The organism is Streptomyces sp. NPDC093097, from assembly GCF_044754325.1.
GTDB lineage: Bacteria > Actinomycetota > Actinomycetes > Streptomycetales > Streptomycetaceae > Streptomyces.
The window spans coordinates 1-24311 of sequence record NZ_JBIVOW010000037.1; the positions used below are offsets into that span (position 1 = coordinate 1).

Below are 24311 nucleotides of genomic sequence, written 5' to 3' on the forward strand. Positions count from 1 at the left end.
TGGCGGCTTTTTCCCACCAGGACGTGCCCTTCGAGCAGGTCGTCGAGGCCGTCAACCCACCCCGGTCACTGGCCCGCCACCCCCTCTTCCAGATCGCCTTCGGCTTCCAGGACGGCCAGAACGAGGCCTTCGACCTCGCGGGCGTACGCGCCGCGATCACAACGGCCGCCACCGGAGCCGCCAAATTCGACCTGAACTTCGGCTTCACCGCCGAGTACGGACCGGACGGCGCCCCGGCCGGCATCCGCACCCTCGTGGAGTTCAGCACGGACCTGTTCGACCGGGCGACGGTCGAGGGGTTGGTGGAACGGCTGGTGCTGTTGCTGGAGGCGGCGGCCGCGCGGCCGGACGTACCACTCGGCGAGCTGGGCCTGGCGGCCCCGGTCGTCAGTACCACAGCACCGGCCGCCGCGACGACGACCAGACTCACGCACAGGCCCGCCGGGGAGCCTGGTGCGCCGCCGCGCGACGCCCACGAGGAGGTCCTGGCACGGCTGTTCGCCGAAATCCTGGGCCTGGCCGCAGTCGGGATCCACGACGGCTTCTTCGACCTGGGGGGCCACTCGATGCTCGCCGCCCGCCTGGTCAGCCGAATTCGCCGCGAGCTGGGCGTGAAGCTGTCCATCCGGACCCTTTTCGAAGCGCCCACGGTCGCCGGGCTCGCCGGGGCAATCGCCACCCCGGACGAGGCGGCCGCCGCCGACACCCATGGGCTCGACACGCTGCTGCCGCTTCGCAAGGGCGGATCCAAGCCACCGGTCTTCTGCGTACACCCGGTGGCCGGCATTAGCTGGGTCTACTCCGGTCTGCTGCGCCACATCGACCCCGAGCGGCCGGTATACGGCCTCCAGGCGCGTGGCCTGACCCATCCCGACGCGGCTCCGGCGAACACCAAGGAGATGGCCGAGGACTACCTGGCCCGGATCCGTGAGGTGCAGCCGCACGGACCGTACACCCTGCTCGGCTGGTCCTTCGGCGGTCTGGTTGCCCACACCGTGGCCGTATGCCTCCAGAACGCGGGGGAGGAGGTGGAACTGCTGGCCCTGATGGACAGCTACCCGCCCGACCCGGCCGATCTGCCCGTGCTCCGGCACGGCGGGCCGGGAGTCCTCAAGGAGCTCGTCCGCTCCCTGGGCCAAGAGGAGGACGCTGACGACGGTCCGCTCGTGGGCCTGGGCGATGAGCACCGGGCCGCGCTGGCACGGGTGTTCGTCGACCACCTCGCGATGATGCGCGACATGGTGCCGGAGGTCTTCGACGGAGACGTCCTGTACTTCCTCGCGACCGTGGACAAGTCCCCCGGGGCACCCGGGCCGGGCCTGTGGCGGCCGTATGTCACTGGCGAGATCGGGATCCACGAAATCCCCTGGAGCCACGGCGAGATGTGCCGTTCCGAGTCCCTCGACGTCATCGGCCCGGTACTCGCCGCGCGGCTGCGCTGACCACGCGGGATACCGACAAGTTCCAGCCGCGTCCGCGCGGCCAGCCCCCGCGGACGCCCTGTCCGCGCCGATTCCTACGTACGACCGACCGACCGGGCCGTCACCAACCCGGCGTCACACCCTCACTCAGGAGACCCACCATGAGCAGCAACCCTTTCGAGGACCGCGACGGCAGCTACTTCGCGCTTGCCAACAATGAGGGCCAGCACTCGCTGTGGCCCGTGGGCATCGCCGTCCCGGACGGCTGGCGTGTGGTGCACGGCCCGACGGGCCGGGAGCTGTGCCTGGAGTGGATTAACACTGAGTGGACGGACATGCGCCCGCTCAGCCTCCAGGCCCGCATGGCCGCAGCGGACGCTGTCTGACCCTGCCACCGATCCGCACGACACAGGAGACCAAGAGGAGTCGGCAGACATGACCACAGCATTCGACGGGATGACCGTCGACCACATCGAGCTATACGTGACCGACCTGGCCGCGTCGCGCCAGTGGCTGGGGCAGGGGTACGGATTCGGCACTCATGCGATGGCCGACACGCCGGACGGCGCCTGTTCGGTCGCGCTCGGCAGCGGCGACATCCGCATGGTCCTCACGGAGGCGCGGACGCTCGACCACCCCGGAGCCGCGTACACCGAGAAGCACGGAGACGGGGTCGGCCGGATCGGCCTGCGGGTGGCCGACGCGACCGCCGCGTACAACGAGGCGGTCCGCCGGGGTGCCCGGCCGGTGATAGCTCCGCAGGCGTCGGACGGCATCGTCACGGCCTCGATCATGGCCTTCGGCGATGTGGTGCACACCTTCGTGGAGCGGGCGGCGGATCTGGACGAGCGGCTGCTGCCCGGCTTCACGCCTGTTTCCGCCGATGGCGCGGCGGGGACGCGGGAGCCCGCGCCCGGGATGCGTGCGGTGGACCACTTCGCCGTCTGCCTGGAGGCCGGAACTCTGGACAGCACCGTTGACTTCTACGAGCGGGTCCTCGGCTTCTCGATGGTCTTCAGTGAACGGATCGTCGTCGGTGACCAGGCGATGGACTCCAAGGTGGTGCAGAGCGCCTCCGGAGCCGTCACCCTCACCCTGATCGAGCCGGACCTCTCCCGTGAGCCGGGCCAGATCGACGCCTTCATAAAGAACCACGATGGGGCCGGTGTCCAGCACATCGCCTTCGCGGCCGACGACATCGTGCACGCCATTGGCACCATGCGCGGGGACGGCGTCGCCTTCCTCTCCACTCCGCAGACGTACTACACGCTGCTCACGAAGCGACTTGAGCTGTCCCGGCACACCGTCGACGCGCTGAGCGGGCTAGGCGTTCTCGTCGACGAGGACCACGACGGCCAACTGTTTCAGATCTTCACGCGTTCAGTGCACCCGCGCGGCACCCTCTTCATGGAGGTCATCGAGCGCCTGGGCGCCAAGACCTTCGGAAGCGGCAATATCAAGGCCCTGTACGAGGCCGTGGAACTGCAGCAGGCCAAAAACAGCGAGGCAGGTGTCCCCGCATGACCGCCGTGGCCGGGGACCGGTCGTTTGCGCCGCCGCAGCCGATGTCGCTGGCGGACGTCGAACGACTGGCCGCGGACCGGCTGCCCACCGACGTTCGGGACTTCGTGGCCGGCGGTGCCGGCGCCGAGCGGACACTGGCCGCCAACCGGGCCGCGCTGGACCGGCTCACCGTCTGCCCGCGCGTGCTGACCGGCAAGGGCGAGGCCAACTCCGCCACCCGGCTGCTCGGCGGACCGGCTGCGATGCCGGTGGCGGCCGCGCCGATGGCCTACCAGCGGCTGCTGCACTCGGATGGCGAACTTGCCCTCGCCGCGGCCGCCAAGTCCGCCGGAGTGCCGTTCGTGATCTCCACGCTCAGCAGCTTCACTGTGAACGAGATCGCCGCCGTTGGTGCCGACACATGGTTCCAGCTGTACTGGCTGCGCGACCGGGAGGCCGTGCTGAGGCTCATACGGCGAGCCGAGGAGGCGGGCTGCCGGACGCTGATGGTTACCGTCGACGTGCCCGTCATGGGGCGCCGACTGCGTGACCTGCGCAACGAGTTCACTCTGCCGGACTGGATCGGCGCGGCCAACCTCGGCACCGGGGGCAAGTCCGAGGCCCATGTGCTGCGCAGCGGCGGTTCGGCGGTCGCCGCGCACACGAAGTCCGCCTTCCAGCCGGCGCTGAGCTGGGCCGACGTGGAATGGCTGCGGGAGCGCACGATGCTGCCGCTGGTCCTCAAGGGCGTGCTCGACCCCCGCGATGCCGTACGCGCGGTGGCCGTGGGCGCCGACGCGTTGGTGGTCTCCAACCACGGCGGGCGGCAGTTCGACGGCGCGCCCGCCGCAGTTGACGCCCTGCCGGAGATCTCGCGGGCCGTCGGGGACCGGTGCGAGCTGCTGCTCGACAGCGGCATCCGCACGGGTACTGACGTGCTGCAGGCGCTGGCGCTGGGCGCCTCCGGGGTGCTGCTGGGCAGGCCCCTGCTGTGGGGCCTGGCTCTTGGCGGCGAGGCGGGAGCGGGCCGGGTGCTGGACTTGCTGCGCACCGAGGTCGAGGACGCCCTGACCCTTGCGGGCTGTGCCGGCCCAGCCGATGCGCGCGACCTGTGGATCGGATACGCCGACGGGCGGCGGACCGCACCTGCCGGAGGAACCGCTCCCACCGCCACCACCGCAAAACGAGGAGCCGAGAGCGCATGACTGCCACCTCCGCCGTCCCGCCCCCAGGCCCGCCCGCCGGGCTACTGAACACCGCGCTGCTGCATGGCTCCCTGATGGATCCAGCCCTGACCTCGATGAACCTGCTCAACGAGGTGGCCAACCGGTTCCCGCAGGCTATTTCCTTCGCACCCGGCCGCCCCTTCGAGGAGTTCTTCACCGCCGAGGACATCCACCGCCACCTGCGCACCTACTGCAGGTACCTGGCGGACGAACACGGCTTTAGCCAGGCCGAGATCGACCGCACCCTCTACCAGTACGGGCCCACGAAGGGCATCATCCAGGAACTGGTCGCTCGCAACCTCGAGGTGGACGAGAGGGTCACTGCCGACCCGGCTGCGATCGTTGTCACGGTCGGCTGCCAGGAGGCGCTGTTCCTGGTCCTGCGGGCGCTGCGCGCCGACGACCGGGATGTACTGCTCGCGATTGCGCCCACGTACGTGGGACTGACCGGGGCGGCACGCCTGGTCGACATGCCGGTCCTGCCGATTGCCGGCGGGACCGCCGGGGTTGACTTCGAGGATCTGGCTGCCCAGGTGAGCCGAGCCCGCGCAGCGGGATTACGGCCCCGTGCCTGCTACGTGATGCCGGACTTCGCCAACCCGTCCGGCACCAGCATGGACCTGGCGGCGCGGCGCCAGCTGCTGGAACTGGCCGAGTCGGAAGACCTGCTGCTGCTTGAGGACAACCCCTACGGGCTGTTCCACGGCGAGGAGGAGCGCCTCCCCACCCTCAAGGCCCTCGACGAGCGGCGCCGGGTGGTCTATCTCGGCTCCTTTGCCAAGAGCGCCCTGCCCGGAGCCCGGATCGGCTACATCGTGGCCGACCAGCGCGTGACGGATGGCACCGGAGCAATGTCCTCGTTCGCCGACCATCTGTCGAAAATCAAAAGCATGGTGACGGTGAACACGTCACCGATTTCCCAGGCGGTCGTGGGCGGAAAACTGATCGAGTACCATTTTGACCTGGCCGCCGCGAACAAGCCCGGCCGGGAACTCTATTCGCACAATCTCCGGCTTCTGCTCAATGGTCTTGAGCGGCGCTTCCCCGCGCGCGACCTGCGGTGGGCCGGTATCGAATGGACCGCCCCGAGCGGCGGCTTCTTCGTCGTCGTCACGCTGCCCTTTACGGTCGACGACGCTCTGCTCGAATACTCGGCCCGACGATACGGTGTCCTGTGGACTCCGATGACCCACTTCTACGGCGGTGCCGGCGGCACCCGGCAGCTTCGGCTCTCGGTCAGCCTGGTCACACCCGGTCAGGTCGCTGACGGTTTGGACCGCCTGGCCGCCCTCGTCGCGGAGCGGATCGGCACGCCAGCACGCTAGCCCGGAATCTCACTCTCAGAATTCTATTTTCATCAGGTGCGGAAAAACCTCGGATGGGTAGGTCATGCATTTCTCCGACCTTAATGACTTGTTTGGCAAGGCGGTCGCCGAATTCCCCGAGCGTCCCGCGCTCGCCGACGAGGAGCGGAAACTCAGTTACACCGAACTGGACGCGGCCGTCTCAGCGGCCGCCGAAAAGCTCGCCGCCCGTGGTATCGGCGCCGGCTCGGTCGTCGCCCTCAAGGTGCAGCCCTCGGTCGAGGTGATCGTCTCACTACTCGCCATCCTGCGCAGTGGCGCCTGCTACCTCTCTCTGGACCCCTCCGGCCCCGCCGAGCGGGCCCAGGTCATCCTGGACGACGCACGTCCCTGCGCGATCGTGGAAACTGCGGACGGGGAAACCGGCGCCGGGGCGGTGCCGTTCACCGAGACCACCATGCTGCGCGCGCTGGACTGGGCCGAGCCGGCCCCGGCTCTCGGCACTGCCGAGGACCCGCTGGCGTACATCATCTACACCTCCGGAACCACCGGTAGGCCCAAGGGTGTTTCGGTCACCCACCGCAATGTCGCGGCACTGTTCGCCGACGTGGCCGAGCACTACGATTTCGGCCCCGAGGACCGCTGGATGCTCCTCCACTCCACCGCCTTCGACGTGTCCGTCTGGGAGATGTGGGGGGCACTTCTGCACGGAGGCCGCCTCTATGTCCCGGACCGGTGGACGATCCTCGACCCCACCGTCTTGGCGGAGGTGATCAGGGACGAGCAGATCACCGTGCTCAATCAAACGCCGACGGCTTTCAGCAGCCTCGCGCCCGAGCTCATCCCGTACGCCGGTGAACTGAGCGTGCGCTACGTCGTCTTTGGCGGAGAACGGCTGCTGCCGTCCACGCTGCAGCCCTGGATCGAGGTGTTCCCGTGCGACCGGGTCGCCCTGATCAATATGTATGGCATCACCGAGGTTACCGTCCACGCCACCTTCCGGCGCATCACCGACGCCGATGTGGCCGAAGGAGTGTCCCCGGTCGGAGTCCCGCTCGCCGGCTTCGAGGCCCGTATCGTGGACACCGACGGACACCCCGCTGACCGGGGTGAACTGCTCCTGGCTGGGCCCCAGGTGGTACATGGCTACCTCAACCGCCCCGCGCTGAACCGGGACCGCTTTATCACTCCCGACGGCCCGGACGGCCCCGTCTTTTACCAGAGCGGCGACATTGTCGAGCGCACCGCCGACGGCGAATTGCGCTACATCGGTCGCACCGACGACCAGGTCAAGATCCGCGGCTTTCGCATCGAACTCGGTGAGGTCGAAGCCGCGTTCACCGCGGTCGACGGCGTCGTTACCGCCTCAGCCTTCGTCTTCGCCAGCTCCGGTGGTGACGAACTGGCCTGCGCCTACACCTCCACGAGTGGCGCCCCGCTTGACGAAACACCCGTGCGTACCGCGCTGCGCACCCGCGTGCCCGAGTACATGGTCCCCACCCGCCTGCTGTGGAGCGCCGAACTGCCGCGCAACCAGAACGGCAAGGTCGACCGCGCAGCGCTGCGCGCCTCCCTCTCGGAAATGGAACTGAAAGGATTCCCAATGGAGTTGTCAACCCGGTTCGGTGACTTGCTGTGAGCGTGTCAGGCGAGCGTGGCAGGGCTTGGCGGCGCCGTGATCTCGAAGGGACGGCCATCGCGTATGAGTGCCCACAGGACGTTCAGGCGGCGCCGTGCGAGGGCGATGATTGCCTGTCTGTGGCCCTTGCCCTCGGCTCTCTTGCGCTCGTAGAAGGCTCGGGAGACGGGGCAGGAGCGGGCGGCGACCATGGCGGACATGTAGAAGACCCGCAGCAGGCGCCGGCAGTAGCGGCGGGGGCGGCGCATGTTGCCGCTGATGCGTCCGGAGTGCTTGGGGACCGGGGCCAGTCCGGCGACGCCGGCGAGGCGGTCGGAGCTGCCGAAGACGCTCATGTCGCCGCCGGTGTGGGCGATGAACTCGGCGCCCAGGACGGGGCCGATGCCGGGCATGCTCAGGATGACCTCGGCGTGCGGGTGGTCGCGAAACCGCCCCTCGATCAGGGTGTCGGTCTCGGCGATCTCCTCATCGAGGGCCATCACTTCCCTCGCCAGCTTGGCCACCACGGCGGCGGCCGGCTTCTCCCCGATGACTGCGGTGTGCTGGGCCTCCGCGGCCTCCACCGCGGTGGAGGCGACGAGACGGTAGTTGCGGACCTTCCGGTTCTTCAACCAGGTCGCGAGTCGGGTCCTCCCGATGCGCCGAAGGGCGGCCGGCGTCTGGTACTGGGTCAGCAGCACCAGGGCCGCCTTGGACGTTTTGTAGTCGAAGGCCCGTTCCAGGGCGGGGAAGTACTCCAGCATCTGGGCCCGCAGCCGGTTGATCGCCCTGGTGCGGTCGGCGGCCAGGTCCAGGCGACGCGAAGTAAGAATGCGCAGGTCCACAGCGATGTCGTCGCCGCGGTGCATCGGTTCGAGGTCGCGGCGCATGCGGGCCTGGTCGGCGATGACGAAGGCGTCCTTCGCGTCGCTCTTGCCGTCGCCGCGGTAGGAGCCGGAGGCGTGGTGGACGGTGCGGCCGGGGATGTAGAGGACCTGCTGGCCGTTGTCGGTCAGCAGCGCGATCATCAGCGCGGCCCCGCCGGCGTTGAGGTCGATGGCCCAGGTCACCGGGTCGCCTTCGCTCAACTCCAATACGTCGGCGATCAGTTGAAGCAGTGCGGTCTCGTCGTTGTCCACCCGCCGCGACAGCCTGCGCTTGCCCTCAGTGTCGATCACCGTGCAGTGATGCTGAGCCTTGCCCGCATCCGTTCCGGCCCACAGTTCGGGCACGGCCACCTCCGAAGTCGTATCCGTTCACAGTCCAGCAGACGACCTCGCCAGCGTGTCCTTACCAAGCGATCTTGTCGCGCGCATCCCAATGAGTGGTCGAGTCGTCGCGGGATGCCGGGCGGCCAATCCTTTCAAGCCACCAAGGGGCTGGAGACACCAAGCCACACCCAGCATCCCTGGGCTTCCCGATCCTACGAGTGACCGGAATCAACCCACCAACAACGTAAGGAACCCGTTCATGACCCTCGCCCCCGACATCGCCATCTCGGCCAAGGGCCAGTACGACCGTGAGGGCTGGTACCAGGCCCCTACCCGGTTCAGCGCCGAGGACATGGCCAAGCTCCGCGCCAGCGTCGAGGCCATCAGCGCCCAGACCCGCCCCGAAGTCGTCTACGAGAAGGGCACCGAGGCAGTGCGCGCCATCCACGGATGCCACGCCTTCGACGAGGTCTGCGCCCGGCTGGTGCGCCTGCCCCAGCTGGTCCGTCTGGCCGAGGAACTGGTCGGCGGACCCGTGTACGTCTACCAGTTCAAGGTCAACCTGAAGCAGCCTCACGAGGGCGCCGCCTGGCCCTGGCACCAGGACTTCGCGTTCTGGGAACGCGAGGACAGTATGCTCACCGACAACGCCGTCAACATCGCCATCCTCCTCGACGACGTCCACGAGGAGAACGGCCCGCTCAAGGTGATCCCCGGCAGCCACCTCCTCGGCCTCATCGACGAAGACACCAAGGCGGCCGCGCGCAGCGGCGACTGGACCCAGCATGTCTCCGCCGACCTCGAGCACACCGTGCCCGCCACCATCGCGGACCGGCTGGCCGAGGAGCACGGCACCCGCCTCGTCGTCGGCGAACCGGGCTCGTACTACGCCTTCCACCCGACGATCGTGCACTCCTCCACCGATAACCGCTCCCCGGACCGCCGGGCGCTGCTGCTCATAACCTACAACTCGGTGAGCAATGCCCCCGTCGCGCCCGCTCGCCCGGAATTCCTGGTCAGCCGGGACGCCACCCCGGTCACCGCGCTCGAGCCGGGAGCCCAGCTGTGACTGCGACCCACAACCCGCACGAGTGGACCGTCACCGGACTGTTCGCGGCCCAAGCGGCCCGGACCCCCGACGCCATCGCCGTCCGCAGCGGCGACCGGGAGCTGACGTACCGGGAACTGGACGAAGCCGCCAACCGCCTCGCGCACCGGCTGACCGGACTGGGTGTCACGACCGAACAGCCAGTCGGTGTGCTGTTGGAGCGCACCCCCGACGTGATCGTCGCCCTGCTCGCCGTACTCAAGGCCGGCGGTGCCTACCTCCCCGTGCACACGGGATACCCCGTGGAGCGGATGGAGCGGGTGCTGAAAGCCGCGGGCGTGACCGTCCTGTTGTCCGACGCGGTGATGCGCGACCGGGGCATGCCCGGAGGCGAGCACACCACCGTCGTCGTCGACGAAGACCCTGCGCTCGCCGGGGAACTGCCCGACTACGCGCCCGCGGTGGCGGACCCGGAGCAGGTCGCGTACGTGATGTTCACCTCCGGCTCCACCGGCGTCCCCAAGGGCGTGGCCGTCACGCACCGGGACATCGCTGAGCTGGTCGGCGACGGGATCTTCGCGACCGGCCGGCACGAGCGGGTGCTGATGATCGCCCCATACGCCTTCGATGTGTCCACGTACGAGGTGTGGCTCCCGCTACTCAGCGGTGGCACCACGGTGGTGGCCCCCGGCACCGACCTCGACGCCACCACCCTGCGCACGCTCATCACCACCGAGGACATCACCGCCCTCCAGGTCACCGCGGGTCTGTTCCGCGTGATTGCTGAGACCTCCCCCGAGACCTTCGCGGGTGTCCGCGAGGTTATGACGGGCGGCGACGTGGTCTCCCCGGTCGCCGTCCGGCGGGTGCTCGAACACTGCCCCGGCACCGTGGTCCGCGCGATGTACGGACCCACCGAAACCACGCTGTTCGCCACCCAGCATCTCCTGACCGGTTCGGCTGCGGTGGCCGGGCCCGTGCCCATCGGCACTCCGCTCGACGGCACGAGCGCCCGCGTCCTGGACATCGACCTGGCCGAGGCGGCGGAGGGCATTATGGGCGAGCTGTACCTCGCCGGGGCGGGCCTCGCCCGCGGATACCTCGGCCGCGCCGGCTTGACCGCCGAGCGATTCGTCGCCGATCCCGCTGGACCGGCCGGCGCGCGCATGTACCGCACCGGTGACCTGGTACGCCGGAAGCCCGGCGGAGTGCTGGAGTTCGTCGGCCGGGCCGATGACCAGGTCAAGATTCGCGGCTTTCGGGTAGAGCCCGCCGAGGTCGAGGCCGTCCTCGCCACCTACCCTGGACTCGCCGACGTGGCGGTCGTGGTCCGCGAAGCCGCTCAGGGCGACAAACGCCTCATAGCCTACGCCGTGGGCGAGTCGGCCGACGACACCCGCGGCATGCGCGAACACCTCGCCGCTGCCCTGCCCGAGTACATGGTCCCCGCCGCCTTCATTGCGCTCGACGCGCTCCCGCTGACCGCCAATGGAAAACTCGACCACCGCGCCTTGCCCGAGCCCGAGTTCGCCGCCGCACGCGAGACCTCCCGCGCCCCCCGTACCCCCCAGGAACAGGTCTTGTGCTCCCTGTTCGCGGAGACGCTGGGCCTGGACCGGGTGAGTGTAGAGGAGCACTTCTTCGAGCTCGGCGGTCACTCCCTCACCGCCACCCGCCTGATCAGCCGGATCCGCTCCGTGCTCGGCGTACAGCTGCCGGTGCGTATGGTGTTGGAGCACCCCACCCCCGCCGGCCTGGCCGGACTGCTGTCCGGGGGCGCCACAGACGGCGCAGCCCTCGACCCCGTCCTGACCCTGCGTACGGCCGGCACCCTGCCGCCGCTCTTCTGCGTGCACCCCAGCAGCGGCACAGCCTGGTGCTACACCGGACTCCTGCGCTACGTGCCCCGGGACATGCCCGTGTACGGCCTCCAAGCACGCGGTGTGAACGGCTCGGGGGAACTTCCCAGCACGCTCGCGGAGATGACCGAGGACTACCTCACCCGCATCCGCGAAATCCAGGCGGAGGGCCCATACCATCTGCTGGGCTGGTCCTTCGGTGGGACCGTCGCCCACGCGCTCGCCGCCCGGCTGCGCGAGGAGGGCGAGGACGTCCGCTTACTGGCCGTACTCGACTCCCGGCACGGTGGCCCGGGCACGGAGCACCGCACGCCTTCCCCCCGAGACCTGCTGGAGATTGCTTTCGACGGCATCGGCGACTTCCACCGCGAGCCGGGCCAGGGACCGCTCGCACCCGGCAGGATCCTGGAGATCCTGCGGGAGCGCGAGAGCCTGATCGCCGGCCTCGACGAGCACACGGTGGCCGCCCTCGTGGACATCACAGCCAACAACATCACGCTCAGCTCAGCCGCGGCGCCAGCCCTCTACCCCGGCGACGTGCTGTTCATCGAGTCCACCGATACCTCCGGCACACCCAGCGGCCTAGCCGCCCAGTGGCGGCCGAGCGTGACCGGCCGCATCGAGCGCCGACTTGCCCCCCACGTGCACCTGAGACTGATGACGCCACAGGCCCTCGCCGACATCGGGCCGGTGATCACGGAGGCCCTCGCCGACACCCTCAAGGAGGACGCGGCATGACAACCACGACCGCCCTGCCGATCCCGGCCGGACTACGCCGCGTCGACCTATCAGACCCGGAGACCTTCGTCCGGGAGGACATGGACGCCGTCTGGCGCACGCTCCGCGACGAGGCGCCGGTCTACTGGCACCCTGAGACACCCGCCGGATGTGGCTTCTGGGTGCTTTCCCGGTATGACGACGTCCTCGCGCTCCTGAAGGACGACGAGCGCTTCAGCTCGGGGGCGGGCAACATGCTCGACTCTCTGCACAAGCCCAACGGCGACCCCGCAGGTGGGAAGATCCTTGCCCTGACGGACAACCCTCGGCACGTGGCACTGCGTACCATCCTGCTCAAGGCGTTCACCCCTCGGATCCGCGAGTTCATCGTCAACCGCCTCAAGGTCCGCGTCGACGAACTGATCGATTCGCGTCTGGGCATCGGCTCCTTCGACTTCGCCCGCGAGGTGGCCGAGCAGATCCCAATGGGCACCATCTGCGACCTGCTGGGCTTCCCACCCGCAGACCGTCCCCGGCTGCTGGACCTCAGTCGCGAAGCCCTCAGCTCCGATGAATCCGGGCAGACCGAGGACGACGCCTGGGAGGCCCGCAACGAGCTGCTGCTCATGTGCATGGACCTGATGGAGGCCCGTCGTGCCGACCCCCAGGACGACCTGGTCAGCGCCATGGTGACCTGCGAGGTCGGCGGGCGGATGCTTACCGACGACGAGGTGATCGTCAACCTCTACGGGTTCATCCTGGCCGGCGATCACACCAGTCGGCTCGCCATGGGCGGCGCGGTGACGGAGTTCGCCGCCCGGCCCGAGCAGTGGCGCGCCCTCAAGGAGAGCCGGGTGTCCATGGACAAGGCGGTCGAGGAGGTGGTCCGCTGGACCACTCCTGTGATGCACGTGGGCCGCACCGCGAAGACCGACATGGAGTGGGGCGGCCACACGATCCAGGCCGGTGACCTGGTCACCGCGTGGAACATCTCCGCCAACCGCGACGAGCGGCACTTCGACGCACCGGACGTGTTCGACCTCGCCCGCAACCCCAACAAGCACCTCGCGTTCGGCTTTGGCCCGCACTTCTGCTTCGGTGCCTACCTAGGCCGGGCAGAGGTCGCCGCCGTGCTCGACACCCTGGTCAAGAAGGTGAGCTCCATCGAACTGGTCAGCGAACCCAGGCCGTTGTACTCCACCTTCCTGCGCGGGTACAGCAGCATCCCGGTGGCGCTGCACGGAGCCACGGAGACGTCGCGTCCGTGACAACCACTGAACTGCTTCCCCTGCCGTGTCCGGCGGAGGGTACGGCAACTGGTGCGGCCGCCTGCACCGCCCCGGGGGCGGGCGTCGGGACCGGTCCCGACTCGGCATCCCGGGCCTTGGCCTCCGCCCTCGTCATCGGCGCTGGACTCATTGGCACCTCCGTCGCCCTCGCGCTGAGCGGCCGGGGCGTCCGCGTCTACCTGCGCGACGCCGACCCTATTGCCGCGCGCACTGCCGCCGCCCTCGGCGCGGGCACCACCGACACGCCCAGCGGGCCCGCCGACGTGGCCCTACTCGCCGTGCCGCCCGGCCAAGTGGTATCGGTGCTCGCCTCGGCGCAGGCCGCCGGACTGGCCCACGTCTACACCGACGTGGCCAGCGTCAAGGGACTCCCACTGCGGGCGAGCATCGCTGCAGGCTGCGATGTGGCTAGCTTCGTCGGCGGCCACCCGATGGCAGGTCGCGAGCTATCCGGGCCTGTGGCCGCCCAGCCAGATCTGTTCGCCGGCCGCCCCTGGATCCTCACCCCGCTCCCCGAGACCTCACCCGAGGCCTTGCGTGTCGTACGCGAGACGATTCAGCTGTGCGGTGCCACCCCCGTGGAGATGGCTGCCACGGAACACGACGAGGCCATGGCTCTTGTTTCACACACCCCGCACCTGGTCTCGGCCGTGATGGCCGCCAGGCTCGTGGACGTCGAGCCGTACGTGGCCCGGCTGGCCGGCCAAGGACTACGCGACGTGGTTCGTATCGCGGGTGGCGGCAGCCAGCTGTGGACAGACATCCTCGCCGCGAACGCCACCGCGGTGGCAGACGTGCTCGACGGCCTGGCGGAGGACCTGCGGAGCACGATCAGCGCCCTGCGGGACATCGGATCCGGCACGCATCGGGCGAGCGGGGCCGTGGCGGCGCTGACCGACCTGCTCGACCGGGGCCGTACCGGCCACAGGGTGCTGCCCGGCAAGCACGGCACGCCCCAAGAGCCCTGCGAGGACGTGCACGTCGTCATCGGGGACATGCCCGGCGAGTTGGCCCAATGCCTAGCGGCCGTGGGCGCGGCGGGCGTGAACGTCGAGGACATGGAACTCGACCAGAACCCCGGGCGGGCCAGCGGCACCGTTCGCCTTCAGGTGTCGGCCGCGGCCGCCGCCGTCCTTCCGACCGTACTGAACGAACTGGGCTGGAAGGCCCACGGCGGGACTACCGCTGCGGAGAAATGACACGCATGACTGAGAACAATGGGAGCACCGCCATGGCGGAGAAGGGCAACCGGATTCACCGGGGCGAGGTACTGCGGACCCGCTGGCTGACCCCTGGCATGATCCGGGTCGCCCTGGGGGGCCCCGGGCTGCGGGAGTTCCGCTCCAAGGGCCATACCGACGAGTACATCAAGCTGATTTTTCCCGCCCCCAACGCCCTGCTGCCGGCGCAGGAGGAAGACCTCACGGAGTTCCGTGCCCGCCTGCACCGAGCCGACTGGCCGCACACTCGCACGTACACCGTGCGCGCCTGGGATCCCAAGGCGGGTGAGCTGACCCTGGACGTCTTCTGCCACGGGTCAGCCGGCTTCGGCGGACCCTGGGCAGTCGGGGTCCGGCCCGGCGACTCGATCGCCTTCATCGGCCCGGGCGGTGGATACGTCCCCAACGCGGACGCCCCGTGGCATCTGCTCGCGGGCGACGAGAGTGCCCTGCCAGCGATCGCCCGCGCACTGGAGGCGATGCCCGCCGGTGCGGCCGTACGCGTCTTCGTGGAGGTCGACGGCCCCGAGGCGGTGCACGAGCTGCTGACGTCCGCGCAGGGGCAGGTGGTTTGGCTCTACCGAGGCGAACGCGAGCGCGGCGCGCCCCTCGTCGAGGCGGTCGCTGCCATGGCATTCCTGCCCGGCGAACCCCAGGTGTTCGTCCATGGGGAGGCGGGCATGGTCAAACGGCTGCGGCTGCACCTGCGGGCAGAACGCAGACTGTCAGGCGAGCGGTTCTCGGTCTCCGGGTACTGGCGCCAGGGCATCGACGAGGGAGGCTGGCAGGCCACCAAGGGTGAGTGGAACCGGCAGTCGGGTCTTGAGGAGTTGGACCTGGTGGCCTCGCGCGCCAGCGCCTATCTGTGGTATTAGGAACCTTTCCGTGTGACGGACGCAGCCGAATGAAACGGTGAATGATGGTTGAAATAGTGATCAACAGTGACCTGTGCCAGGGGTCGGGCCAGTGCTTCATGTCCGCCCCCGAGCTCTTCGACCTCGGCGATGACGGCCTGGCGGCCGTACTGCGTGCTGCCGAGTCCCCCAAAGAGGCTGAGAATGCCGTCGGGCTGTGCCCGATGCAAGCCATCGCGGTGCGGGCTGAGGGGGCCGACGGATGAGCATCCCCTCCTTAGGCGGCGCGGCGACCAACCAGCCAATGGCCGGACCATCCCCGGCCCAATCACCCACCGTCTTCCGGCGGTTGTGGGCGGCCACCGCCATCACCTCCCTCGGCGACGGTGTCTACCTGGCCGCACTGCCCCTGATTGGCACCTCACTCACCGACGACCCCACGGTTCTCAGCCTCCTCACCGCCACCGCCCTGTTGCCCTGGCTACTCTTCGGTCTCGTCGGCGGCGCCCTCGTGGACCGCTGGGACCGCCGGGCCACCATGTGGCTCGCTGACGGCATCCGCGCGCTGGTGCTGGGCTGCGCTGTACTCGCCGGGGCCCTGGACCTCCTCGGCATCCCACTGCTGCTGTCCGTCGCCTTCCTGCTCGGCATCGGGCAGGTGTTGTTCGACACCGCCTCCCAGGCCTACCTGCCGCAACTGCTGGATCGCGAACCGCAGGCCCTTCAGCGGGCCAATGCCCGGCTGCGTGGGGCCCAGACCGTCGCAGACGGATTCGCCGGACCACCACTGGGCAGTGCCCTGTACACCCTAGGCCGCACCCTGCCGCTGCTGGCCGACGCGGTGTCCTTCCTCGCCAGCGCCCTGCTGATCCGCTCGCTGCCGAGACTGCCGCGCCCTGCCCGTGCCTCCCGCGGTTCCCTGTGGTCCGACATCCGCCAGGGCACCTCGTACCTGTTCGGCAACCGCCTGCTCCTAGGCCTCGCGCTGCGCCCCGCGGTCGGCAACGTGGCCTTCATGGCGGGCGAGGCCGTGCTCGTGCTCTACGCCAAGGACAAGCTGGGCCTGAGCACATACGGATATGGCTTCCTGCTTGCCGCCCAAGCCGTGGGCGGACTCCTCGGGACCGTCGTCGCCGGCCGGGTCGGCACCCTGGTCGGCACTGGCACCGCGCTCGCGCTGACCGCCGGGACGGAGGCCGTGGCCCAACTCGCCGTGGGGCTGTCCCCGGGCCCGTGGTGGGCGGCTGCGGGGCTTGTCGTGTGCGGCGCGGGTATGTCAGCCACGATGGTACTGGGCCCGCCGATCCGTCAGACCATTGTCCCGGCAGAGCTGATGGGCCGGGTCTCGGCGGCGTCCCGGCTGTTCGCCTTCGGCGGCGGGCCTGTCGGCGCGCTCATCGGCGGCTGGCTCGCTGGGGCTGTTGGTCTGCGGGCGCCCTTCGTTTTTGGCGCCGTCCTGCTGGGCGCCATGACTCTGATGACTGCCACCCTCACCAGCAACCGCAGGATCGAGGCAGCACTTGCCGAGGCAGCCAGAAGAGACGACCACCCAGCGGCCGCTCCAGGTGCCGATTCTCTCGAAGGCTCGGACACGTCCGATCAACCTGCTACAGGTACCTCCGCCACGGACAAGTGATGTAAGGCATGTCTACCGCCTTTCTCACCCAACCTCCGGGCCCTGCCCTGCCCGTCCCGGGGCGCCGACCTCTGCCCGGCCAGAGCAAGCCTCTGGCTCCCGACGAGGCGGAGCAGATCCGAGCCCTTGAGCCGCTGACTGTGCTGTTCGACGCCGCAGAATGCGAGCGGCCCGCAGGAATGCGGCAGGGCGTCGGTAGGCGGCGGGACGCCATGCCATTCAACGCAGATGCACCTGGGGGCAGTTCTCTATGCAGCGCCCGGGCCGACTGGCTGAGCGGGCGCACACGATGCGGTCACCTGAACACATGGGCAGGAAGGCGGCTGGCGCCTCGCCAGGAGTTGATGACGAGTGAGATTGAGGAAAAGGTCACTGCGGAAGATCAAGCCGCGGCCCCTGAAGCGGCCCCTACGCACGGTTCCTGGAGAGCCGTGGCACCCATTTCTCCGCCCCAGGCACCCCGGGGCCCGCTGACCCGGCGCCGCCGCCGTTCCCGGTGGCGTTCGCCCTACTGGCCCTAGCCCGAGTGTCGATGCCACCGAGCAGCAGGTCCGCAACATCGCGACCGATAGCCCGCAGGAGACTTGCTCAGGTGGCTCTACTTGTGTCTCTTCAGTCGTCTCCCAGTACGGTGCTTGCCGATTGGTTCCGCGAGCCCTTGCAGCCGATGCCCAGGCTTCTAGGGCTGAGTAACCCCATGCAAGCGTTCATGCCATAGGAAGGGTAAATGATGCCGGAAGGTAAATCCGTTATGCCGTTATGCGTCAATAGTTTATCTGACCAGAAAATAGAGAGTGTGTCCGTCGCTTCGTTGATTGCGGTCGACTCGCTACGACTGGCTGGAAAAAATGTAGAGCATGCGCGCACGCTTGCTCAGTCTGAGACTGAACTTCCCCCGATCATTGTGCATCGCTCTTCGATGCGAATCATTGATGGAGTGCATAGACTGCACGCTGCGATTTTACAGGGGCGGGATGAAATCGACGTCAAATTCTTCGATGGGAACGAGAAGGATGCATTTGTACTTGCTGTTGAGTCCAATGTGCAACATGGGCTGCCGTTGACCCTGTCGGACCGCACCGCGGCGGCAGAACGCATCGTCAAGTCGCACCCGGAGTGGTCCGACCGCGTGGTCGCCGCGGCGACCGGGCTGGCGGCCAAGACCATCGCTGCGATTCGCCGGCGGTCAGCAACTGGGGAAGTTCCCCAGTTGCACAGTCGGATTGGGCGGGATGGCAAGGCCCGCCCAATCAACAGCGCCGAGGGGCGCAGGCTGGCAAGCACTCTGCTCACGGAGAACCCCGACGCCTCACTGCGGGAGGTCGCCAAAGCGGCCGGTGTCTCGCCTGGCACAGTGCGTGACGTGCGTCAGCGCCTTCAGAGCAACGAGAACCCAGTCCCTCTCCGTCAGCGCAGGGCCAAGCCCAGCGCCGCACAGAAGACCCGCGCCGCAATGAACGGCGGCACCAGTGCTGCCATCGGGGGCCTGGACCAGAAGACTGTGACGCAAGCACTCATGCGGGATCCGCAGCTCCGCATGTCCGAGGAAGGGCGGCTGCTGTTACGCCTGTTCACCACGCACGTTGTCGACAAACAGCAGCGGCAGCGACTCATCGAGTGGATTCCCAGCCGTTGGCGTCGCGTCGTCACGGAACTTGCCTACTCTTGTTCGCGTGACTGGTATCAGTTCGCCCGACAACTGGAGGCATGCGAAGCGGGAGAGACGGTTGACAACGAGCAAGTCCTGGAAGTGGCCGGCTGACTTGCGATTGTCCGCGAACGAACCACAGCGTTATTGACGCCTACGCAAGCACCCTGAAGTCGGTCATGACGTCCCCCGCGCCCCGCAAGCCTTACAAAGGCCTGCGTCGAGCCCTAACCATTACCAACTGGGCATGAATACGCTGCGTGTTGAAGACTTCCTCAACCACGGGATTGGTGTCTTGGGCCTCATCCAGTAGCAGGCAATCCGCCCGGATCGCAGCCGCTGAGGCCATCATGTTTTCAACCTGGATCCACCGCGCGATAGTCGGTCTGTGGACGACGAAATGAAAAGAGGTGCCCGCTGACCTGGGATGATGGGAGTTCCTACGCCCTCATCAGTCCCACGAAGCAAGGCACCTCGTAAGTGAAAGTCTCCCACAGCCCGGCGACGTTGTTCGCCGCGTTCGACGCCCCGGACCTGATCGCGCATGCCGGGCTGGTCCCGACGATCCGGCTGGCCGAGCGGTGCGGCCTGCCCGCCTTGGTGGCCGAGAAGGTGAAGCTCACTGGTGCGAGGAACGGTGCCGGTACGGCGGCCGACGCGAAGGCCCTGTCGATCGTGGGCGGCATGATCGCCGGGGCGGACAGCATCGAGGACCTGGACGTGCTGCGGCACGGTGGCCTGTCCCGCCTGTTCGGCGGGGTGCGTGCGCCCTCCACGCTCGGCACGTTCCTGCGCGCCTTCACCTGGGGTCACGTGCGCCAACTCGAGTCCGCCACACGGGCGTTCGTCTGCTGCCTGGCCGCGCACACCGGCCTGGTCCCCACCGGGGACGAGGTGGTGTTCTTGGACATCGACTCCAAGGTCAAGCAGGTCTACGGGCCGGCCAAGCAGGGCGCCTCGTTCGGCTACACCAAGCAGCGCGGCCTGCACTTCCAGATCGTCACCGTCAAGACGGGCACCTGCGCTCCGGTGATCGTGGCCACCCGGCTGCGCAAGGGCTCGGCAGGCTCCGGCAAGGGTGCGGCGAGTCTGCTGCGCGAGGCGCTGGCGACGGTGCGGGCGATGGGCATCACCGCAAAGATCATCGTGCGTGCGGACTCGGCGTACTTCTCCCACAAGGTGGTCGACGTGTGCCGGAAGGCCGGCGCGCACTTCTCGCTGGCCGTGGCGGTGAAGAAGACGATCCGCGAAGCGATCGCGGGCATGGACGAGCCCGCCTGGACGCCGATCAAGTACACCAGCGCGGTGTGGGATGCCGCCGAGGAACGCTGGATCTCCGACGCGGAGATCGCCGAGGTCCCCTTCACCGCGTTCACCAGCAAGAAGAAGGCATACCACACCACCGCCCGGCTGATCGTGCGCCGCGTGAAACGGCTGAACCCCAAGAGCGTGCCCGAGGGGCAGGCCGAGCTGTTCGGCGTCTGGCGCCACCACGTCATCTTAACCGACAACCCGTTCGTCCTGGCCCAGGCCGAACCCATGCACCGTGAACACGCCCAGGTCGAGCAAGTTTTCGCCGCCCTGGAGCACTCCGCGCTCGCCCATCTGCCGTCGGGCAGGTTTACCGCGAACGCCGCCTGGCTCACCCTCGCCGCCACCGCCTACAACCTCACCCGCGCGGTCGGCCGCCTCGCCTCCACCTTCCACGCCAGGGCACGGACCGGCACCATCCGCCGCCAACTGATCCACATCCCGGCCCGGATCGCCACCGGAGCCCGCCGCCTCACCCTCCACCTGCCCCAACTCTGGCCCTGGGCAGACGACTTCACCGAACTGTGGACGGCGACCGGACAGCGCATGGTCACCTGACCCACGCGACCGCCCCTGTCCGCCCACGACCCGAAAGACCTTGGAGACCCCGCACCGGACGGCCACCCGGCAATCACCGCTGCCCGCACCCCGAAGAAACACCCGGAACCCGCCCGACACCCGTGATCAGAATTCACGCGGTGGATCGAGGTGTACGTCCAGCAGTCCGAGGCATCGGACGAGAAAGGAGGTTCGATGTAACTCGGACGTCAAGCTCAGGGCAGCCAGCCGGTGCAAGTCCGGTCCGAGGAGACGCCAGAGTCCTCGGTAGCGGGGCTCCCGGCATCGGTCGAGAGGCAGGTGTCGAAGTGGAGCGACAACCACCCCTTGGGGGTGCGCAACCGGCCGGTCCGCAACATCACGTGAAGCCTGCAGCGTCGTCAGCACCGACCCGCGTGAGCGGGGCCAAGGAGGAGCCGAGCCCGTGCCTTGAAGGGCGAAGGCCATGGAAGACGCCTGGGAATCTGGAGCGGGCGTTCAAGAACCTCCCGGCGTAAGGGGCGTGGAACGGTCGGAAGGTTGTCCTGGGAACTGGAGAGGGCCTCCTCGGCCCCGGGTCTGCGGCCCGGGAAGCAGGGGCCGCCTATAACCGGTGGAGCCGGGAAGTGGCGGGCTGCCGAGAGGCAGTCGGAGGGGGTCGTAATAGTGCCGATCGACGGGACAACACAACCCGTCAGGAGCGAAGGGCCCCTGCTTCATCGATGCGTGTCGCGAGCGAGGAGGAGACTCGGGTGAGTGCCGAATCGGCTATGTCCGCCCGCCGGGAGGAGGGCGTCGCACGACCGGACGGCCTTCCTTTGGACAAGGTCCGTGCCTTGCAGTGGACGCTCTACCGCTGCGCCAAGCAAGATCCCGAACGTCGGTTCCATGCCCTGTACGGCCACGTCTTTCGCAGGGACGTCTTGTGGCGGGCATGGGCTGGCGTGTGTGCGAACCGGGGCGCCCCCGGCGTTGACGGGCTGACCGTCGATGCCGTGGCCGCCGCCGGGGTGGAGGAGTTCCTCCGCGACCTGTCGCAGCAGCTGCGGGCGCATACGTATCGCCCGTCACCGCTGCGGCGTGTCATGATCCCCAAGCCGGGGCGGCCGGGGGAGTTCCGGCCGCTGTCGATTCCCGCCGTGGCGGACCGGGTGGTGATGACGGCCGCGAAACTGGTGCTCGAACCCGTCTTCGAAGTCGACTTCCTGCCGGTGAGCTACGGGTTCCGGCCCAAGCGGTCCGCGATCGACGCGTGCGAGGGCGTGCGCGTGGAGGCGAACCGGGGCCGGGAGTGGGTGCTTGAGGCTGACATCCGCGACTGCTTCGGATCAATCGGGCATGACGCTCTCGTGGCCCAGCTGGCCCGACGCGTTGTGGACGGTTCGATGCTGAAGCTGATCCGGGCGTGGCTTCGGGTAGGGGTATTGGAGGACGGGGCGACCGGCTCACCAGGAGCAGGAACCCCACAGGGCTCACCGATATCACCTTTGCTGGCGAACGTCGCGCTGCACGTCCTCGATGAGGCGTGGCAGGGCGAAGGGCGCCGGCTGGGGGCATTGGTGAGGTACTGCGACGACTTCGTGGTCCTGTGCCCGACCAGGGAACGCGCTGAGCAGGCGCGGGAGCTGGCGGGCGCGGTGCTGGGCAGACTCGGGCTGCGACTGCACCCGGACAAGACCGGCATTGTCCATCTCGCCAGGGGTGGGCGGGGCTTTGATTTCCTCGGTTTCCATCACCGCAAGGTGGAGTCGTGGCGTCGGCGAGGCAGGTTTTACCTGCAACGCTGGCCGTCCAAGCGGGCGGTGGGGGTGCTGCGGGACAAGATCCGCGCGGCCACCGACCGTCGCCAGGTGGGACGGTCGCTGGCGGCCGTGGTCGCCGATCTCAACCCTGTACTGCGGGGCTGGTCGGCGTACTTCCGCTGGGGCAACTCGGCCGGGAGATTCTCCACGATCGACAGCTACGTCCACGAGCGACTTGCGATCTTCGACAATCGCAAGCGTGCCATCCCTGGCCGTAGTTGGGGCAAGCGCCATGACGGCGCGTGGTTCAACCGGCTCGGGGTGTTCCGCCTGTCCGGGAACGTATGCAGGGTGGCAGCGCATGCCAGCCGGTGAACGATGTCGGTAAGCCGTGTGCGCGAGAAGCGCATGCACGGTTTGACGGGCGGGGGCTGGAAACGGAGCCCTCTCAGGCAACCGCGCCAGTCCCCGACCCTACTCAAGTAATCACGTACTCTTTCATTGTCGACTTGTTGCGTGTTGTGATTTGAGGGCTGCATGGGCTCGCTGTAGCCAGCACTGTTAGGTCGTGTTGAACTGGGGTATCATGTGCACGAATCCGACATGTGAACGTTGCCTAAGAGGCCTGGCAATTGCTTCACGTTTTGCAGATCCTCAGGTGCTCCACTTGCTATTGGATGCTCCAGGTGGCACGGTTTGAGATTCCATCTCCCGAAGTCTGTGAGTGGCCTGTGGGTCGTCAATGATAGTGAGATAAAGCTGCTGCAACCACGTGTCGAACGCACGGCTCAGTTTCCTGTTAAGCAATGCGCGAAAGCGCATCGGAATGACGCAGAGGCAGCTCGCCGAACTTTCCGCCATCAGTATAGGAGCCATTCGCGACCTTGAGTCGAGGTACACCAAGGCCCCTCTGTGCGACGATAGGCCTGCTCGCGGACGCCCTAAGCTTGAGCAAGGGGCAGGCACGTAAAGGTGATTGGCATGCCGGGGATAGGCAAGAGCTGCCTGATTCAAGCGCATGCCCCCAACGCCCGCAGCCGCGCGCCTTGGATGGTCTCTGCCCGAACGGGCCTGGCGGGCACCGGCGCTCCCTGTGGGCAGTACCGCTGCATTCACGACAGGGCCTACGAGCCGTTTGGGGAGGTCGTGTGCACGGCGTAAGTGGAGCAGCGAAGCTGCCGCCGACGCTGCCGATCCGAGACCGCCGGTTCTCCTACAGCTGTCACCAATCGTACGCGGCACGACCACGTGAAGGTGGGGATTGATGAGCGCTCTATTCGACGAGGCAGACGGCTCGATGCTGGCCTCTGCCGTACCGCAGGGTTGGGAGTCTGACCATGGTTGCGACAGTCGGCAGAGCTGCCTGGACTACATCGACGAGCAACAGCGGACGCGGACTTCCCGACCTTGGCCGGGAGGTAGCAGGTGGTGACTGGTGTGAACACGGTCCTCGCATTGGAATTCCGGGGCGTGGGCGACAGGGCCGACTTCGGCTTCCTTTCCCGTGCGGGCTGTGCGGCCGACCTCGCCCGCGTAGATCCGCTGATGTCCCACATCGACAGGGCGCTTACCCTCGGCCAGCAGGCAAGGCTGCTGGCCGCATGCCTGCCTGCTCCGCCCGCACTGGTCCTCTCGTACTGCGGTACGGCGGCCCTCGCGCTGCACGTGGCGGCACTGACCGGCGCATCCTCGGTGCTCGTGGACCCGTATCCGGTGACGGCCGACGACATGCGGCGCGACTTCATGCAACTGTGCGAGTCGACGGGCATCGACCCGGCGGGGCTGGTGGACCCGACGGCTGAGCCAGATCCGGCCCGATGGGCCGCGGAGTTGGAGGGCGCGCGCGACGATATGGCCGCCGTACACGGCGGCGACGACGTCGCCTACGAGCTGGTCGACGACATGCTGGACCGCTACCGCGCCTGGTTGCGCTTCCTGCAGGCGAGCAGATCCGCCGGGCCGGCGGCGCCCGGCGGACAGGTCACCGCGATCACGGCCAGGCCTGATCCCCGGCTGGACCTGCTCCTCGTTGACGAGTGTGTCGCCGAGGTATACCGGGTCGGCAACCCGGACGGGATGCTCGACTCTCCAGAGGTTCGCGACCTGCTGTCGTCCGCTGTAGTCCGGCACGGTCCGGCGGCTGTCGAACGACGTGAAGGAAAGTGAA

General features: G+C 68.2%; 19 protein-coding genes. 18 read left to right on the plus strand and 1 reads right to left on the minus strand.

Going from position 1 to position 24311, the window contains the following annotated elements:
• The 6 genes from ACIQE0_RS36695 to ACIQE0_RS36720 form a co-directional block, all read left to right on the plus strand.
• A partial coding sequence (locus ACIQE0_RS36695; protein WP_402340126.1) for an alpha/beta fold hydrolase occupies nucleotides 1-1442 on the plus strand: 1442 nt, incomplete at its 5' end.
• A 140-nt stretch (nucleotides 1443-1582) separates the two neighbouring features.
• Nucleotides 1583-1807 (plus strand): MbtH family protein, encoded by a 225-nt coding sequence (locus ACIQE0_RS36700; protein ID WP_402340129.1) that lies wholly within the window; start codon nucleotides 1583-1585, stop codon nucleotides 1805-1807.
• 49 nt (nucleotides 1808-1856) lie between these two features.
• Nucleotides 1857-2945 (plus strand): 4-hydroxyphenylpyruvate dioxygenase, encoded by a 1089-nt coding sequence (gene hppD, locus ACIQE0_RS36705; protein WP_402340131.1) that lies wholly within the window; start codon nucleotides 1857-1859, stop codon nucleotides 2943-2945.
• Nucleotides 2942-4129: an alpha-hydroxy acid oxidase gene (locus ACIQE0_RS36710; protein WP_402340139.1), complete on the plus strand. Its 1188-nt coding sequence runs from the start codon at nucleotides 2942-2944 to the stop codon at nucleotides 4127-4129. Before hppD ends, ACIQE0_RS36710 begins: the two co-directional genes overlap by 4 nt.
• Nucleotides 4126-5475 carry a PLP-dependent aminotransferase family protein gene (locus ACIQE0_RS36715; protein ID WP_402340142.1) on the plus strand — a complete coding sequence of 450 codons (1350 nt, stop codon included), beginning with the start codon at nucleotides 4126-4128 and terminating at the stop codon, nucleotides 5473-5475. Before ACIQE0_RS36710 ends, ACIQE0_RS36715 begins: the two co-directional genes overlap by 4 nt.
• A 64-nt stretch (nucleotides 5476-5539) precedes the next feature.
• Nucleotides 5540-7093: an amino acid adenylation domain-containing protein gene (locus tag ACIQE0_RS36720; RefSeq protein ID WP_402340145.1), complete on the plus strand. Its 1554-nt coding sequence runs from the start codon at nucleotides 5540-5542 to the stop codon at nucleotides 7091-7093.
• A gap of 5 nt (nucleotides 7094-7098) precedes the next feature.
• On the opposite strand, the gene ACIQE0_RS36725 is transcribed toward ACIQE0_RS36720, so the two are convergent.
• On the minus strand, nucleotides 7099-8304 hold the full coding sequence (locus tag ACIQE0_RS36725; RefSeq protein WP_402340210.1) for an IS110 family transposase: 1206 nt from the start codon (nucleotides 8302-8304) through the stop codon (nucleotides 7099-7101).
• Between the two features lie 238 nt (nucleotides 8305-8542).
• Here ACIQE0_RS36725 and ACIQE0_RS36730 point away from each other — a divergent pair, with 238 nt between their 5' ends.
• From ACIQE0_RS36730 to ACIQE0_RS36785, 12 genes are all read left to right on the plus strand, one after another.
• The gene (locus ACIQE0_RS36730) at nucleotides 8543-9352 is read left to right on the plus strand and encodes a phytanoyl-CoA dioxygenase family protein (protein ID WP_402340148.1); all 810 of its coding nucleotides are present in this window, start codon (nucleotides 8543-8545) and stop codon (nucleotides 9350-9352) included.
• Nucleotides 9349-11928 (plus strand): amino acid adenylation domain-containing protein, encoded by a 2580-nt coding sequence (locus tag ACIQE0_RS36735; protein WP_402340151.1) that lies wholly within the window; start codon nucleotides 9349-9351, stop codon nucleotides 11926-11928. The genes ACIQE0_RS36730 and ACIQE0_RS36735 overlap by 4 nt, the downstream gene beginning before the upstream one ends.
• Nucleotides 11925-13175: a cytochrome P450 gene (locus ACIQE0_RS36740; protein WP_402340154.1), complete on the plus strand. Its 1251-nt coding sequence runs from the start codon at nucleotides 11925-11927 to the stop codon at nucleotides 13173-13175. The genes ACIQE0_RS36735 and ACIQE0_RS36740 overlap by 4 nt, the downstream gene beginning before the upstream one ends.
• A 116-nt stretch (nucleotides 13176-13291) precedes the next feature.
• Entirely contained in the window at nucleotides 13292-14395 is a 1104-nt protein-coding gene (locus ACIQE0_RS36745; RefSeq protein WP_402340157.1) for a prephenate dehydrogenase, read from the plus strand.
• A gap of 5 nt (nucleotides 14396-14400) precedes the next feature.
• Nucleotides 14401-15291: a siderophore-interacting protein gene (locus ACIQE0_RS36750; RefSeq protein WP_402340159.1), complete on the plus strand. Its 891-nt coding sequence runs from the start codon at nucleotides 14401-14403 to the stop codon at nucleotides 15289-15291.
• Nucleotides 15292-15347: 56 nt separating this feature from the next.
• Nucleotides 15348-15536 carry a ferredoxin gene (locus ACIQE0_RS36755; RefSeq protein WP_402340162.1) on the plus strand — a complete coding sequence of 63 codons (189 nt, stop codon included), beginning with the start codon at nucleotides 15348-15350 and terminating at the stop codon, nucleotides 15534-15536.
• A 38-nt stretch (nucleotides 15537-15574) separates the two neighbouring features.
• Nucleotides 15575-16906 carry an MFS transporter gene (locus ACIQE0_RS36760; RefSeq protein WP_402340213.1) on the plus strand — a complete coding sequence of 444 codons (1332 nt, stop codon included), beginning with the start codon at nucleotides 15575-15577 and terminating at the stop codon, nucleotides 16904-16906.
• A gap of 727 nt (nucleotides 16907-17633) precedes the next feature.
• A complete protein-coding gene (locus ACIQE0_RS36765) occupies nucleotides 17634-18668 on the plus strand; it encodes a ParB/RepB/Spo0J family partition protein (RefSeq protein WP_402340165.1) in 1035 nt (344 codons plus the stop codon).
• Nucleotides 18669-19034: 366 nt separating this feature from the next.
• Nucleotides 19035-20423 (plus strand): IS1380 family transposase, encoded by a 1389-nt coding sequence (locus ACIQE0_RS36770; protein ID WP_402340168.1) that lies wholly within the window; start codon nucleotides 19035-19037, stop codon nucleotides 20421-20423.
• Nucleotides 20424-21154: 731 nt separating this feature from the next.
• Nucleotides 21155-22519: a group II intron reverse transcriptase/maturase gene (ltrA, locus tag ACIQE0_RS36775; protein ID WP_402340169.1), complete on the plus strand. Its 1365-nt coding sequence runs from the start codon at nucleotides 21155-21157 to the stop codon at nucleotides 22517-22519.
• Between the two features lie 922 nt (nucleotides 22520-23441).
• Entirely contained in the window at nucleotides 23442-23576 is a 135-nt protein-coding gene (locus ACIQE0_RS36780; protein WP_402340216.1) for an MbtH family NRPS accessory protein, read from the plus strand.
• Between the two features lie 5 nt (nucleotides 23577-23581).
• Nucleotides 23582-24310 (plus strand): hypothetical protein, encoded by a 729-nt coding sequence (locus ACIQE0_RS36785; RefSeq protein ID WP_402340171.1) that lies wholly within the window; start codon nucleotides 23582-23584, stop codon nucleotides 24308-24310.
• Nucleotide 24311 lies beyond the last annotated feature (1 nt).

Excerpts from the sequence above, each read along its gene's own strand:
- ACIQE0_RS36710 (WP_402340139.1), top strand. The coding sequence starts at position 2,942 with ATGACCGCCGTGGCCGGGGACCGGTCGTTTGCGCCGCCGCAGCCGATG.
- ACIQE0_RS36730 (WP_402340148.1), top strand. The coding sequence starts at position 8,543 with ATGACCCTCGCCCCCGACATCGCCATCTCGGCCAAGGGCCAGTACGAC.
- ACIQE0_RS36715 (WP_402340142.1), top strand. The coding sequence starts at position 4,126 with ATGACTGCCACCTCCGCCGTCCCGCCCCCAGGCCCGCCCGCCGGGCTA.
- ACIQE0_RS36700 (WP_402340129.1), top strand. The coding sequence starts at position 1,583 with ATGAGCAGCAACCCTTTCGAGGACCGCGACGGCAGCTACTTCGCGCTT.
- ACIQE0_RS36750 (WP_402340159.1), top strand. The coding sequence starts at position 14,401 with ATGACTGAGAACAATGGGAGCACCGCCATGGCGGAGAAGGGCAACCGG.
- ACIQE0_RS36720 (WP_402340145.1), top strand. The coding sequence starts at position 5,540 with ATGCATTTCTCCGACCTTAATGACTTGTTTGGCAAGGCGGTCGCCGAA.
- ACIQE0_RS36760 (WP_402340213.1), top strand. The coding sequence starts at position 15,575 with ATGGCCGGACCATCCCCGGCCCAATCACCCACCGTCTTCCGGCGGTTG.
- ACIQE0_RS36765 (WP_402340165.1), top strand. The coding sequence starts at position 17,634 with ATGATGCCGGAAGGTAAATCCGTTATGCCGTTATGCGTCAATAGTTTA.
- ACIQE0_RS36740 (WP_402340154.1), top strand. The coding sequence starts at position 11,925 with ATGACAACCACGACCGCCCTGCCGATCCCGGCCGGACTACGCCGCGTC.
- hppD (WP_402340131.1), top strand. The coding sequence starts at position 1,857 with ATGACCACAGCATTCGACGGGATGACCGTCGACCACATCGAGCTATAC.
- ACIQE0_RS36780 (WP_402340216.1), top strand. The coding sequence starts at position 23,442 with ATGCTGGCCTCTGCCGTACCGCAGGGTTGGGAGTCTGACCATGGTTGC.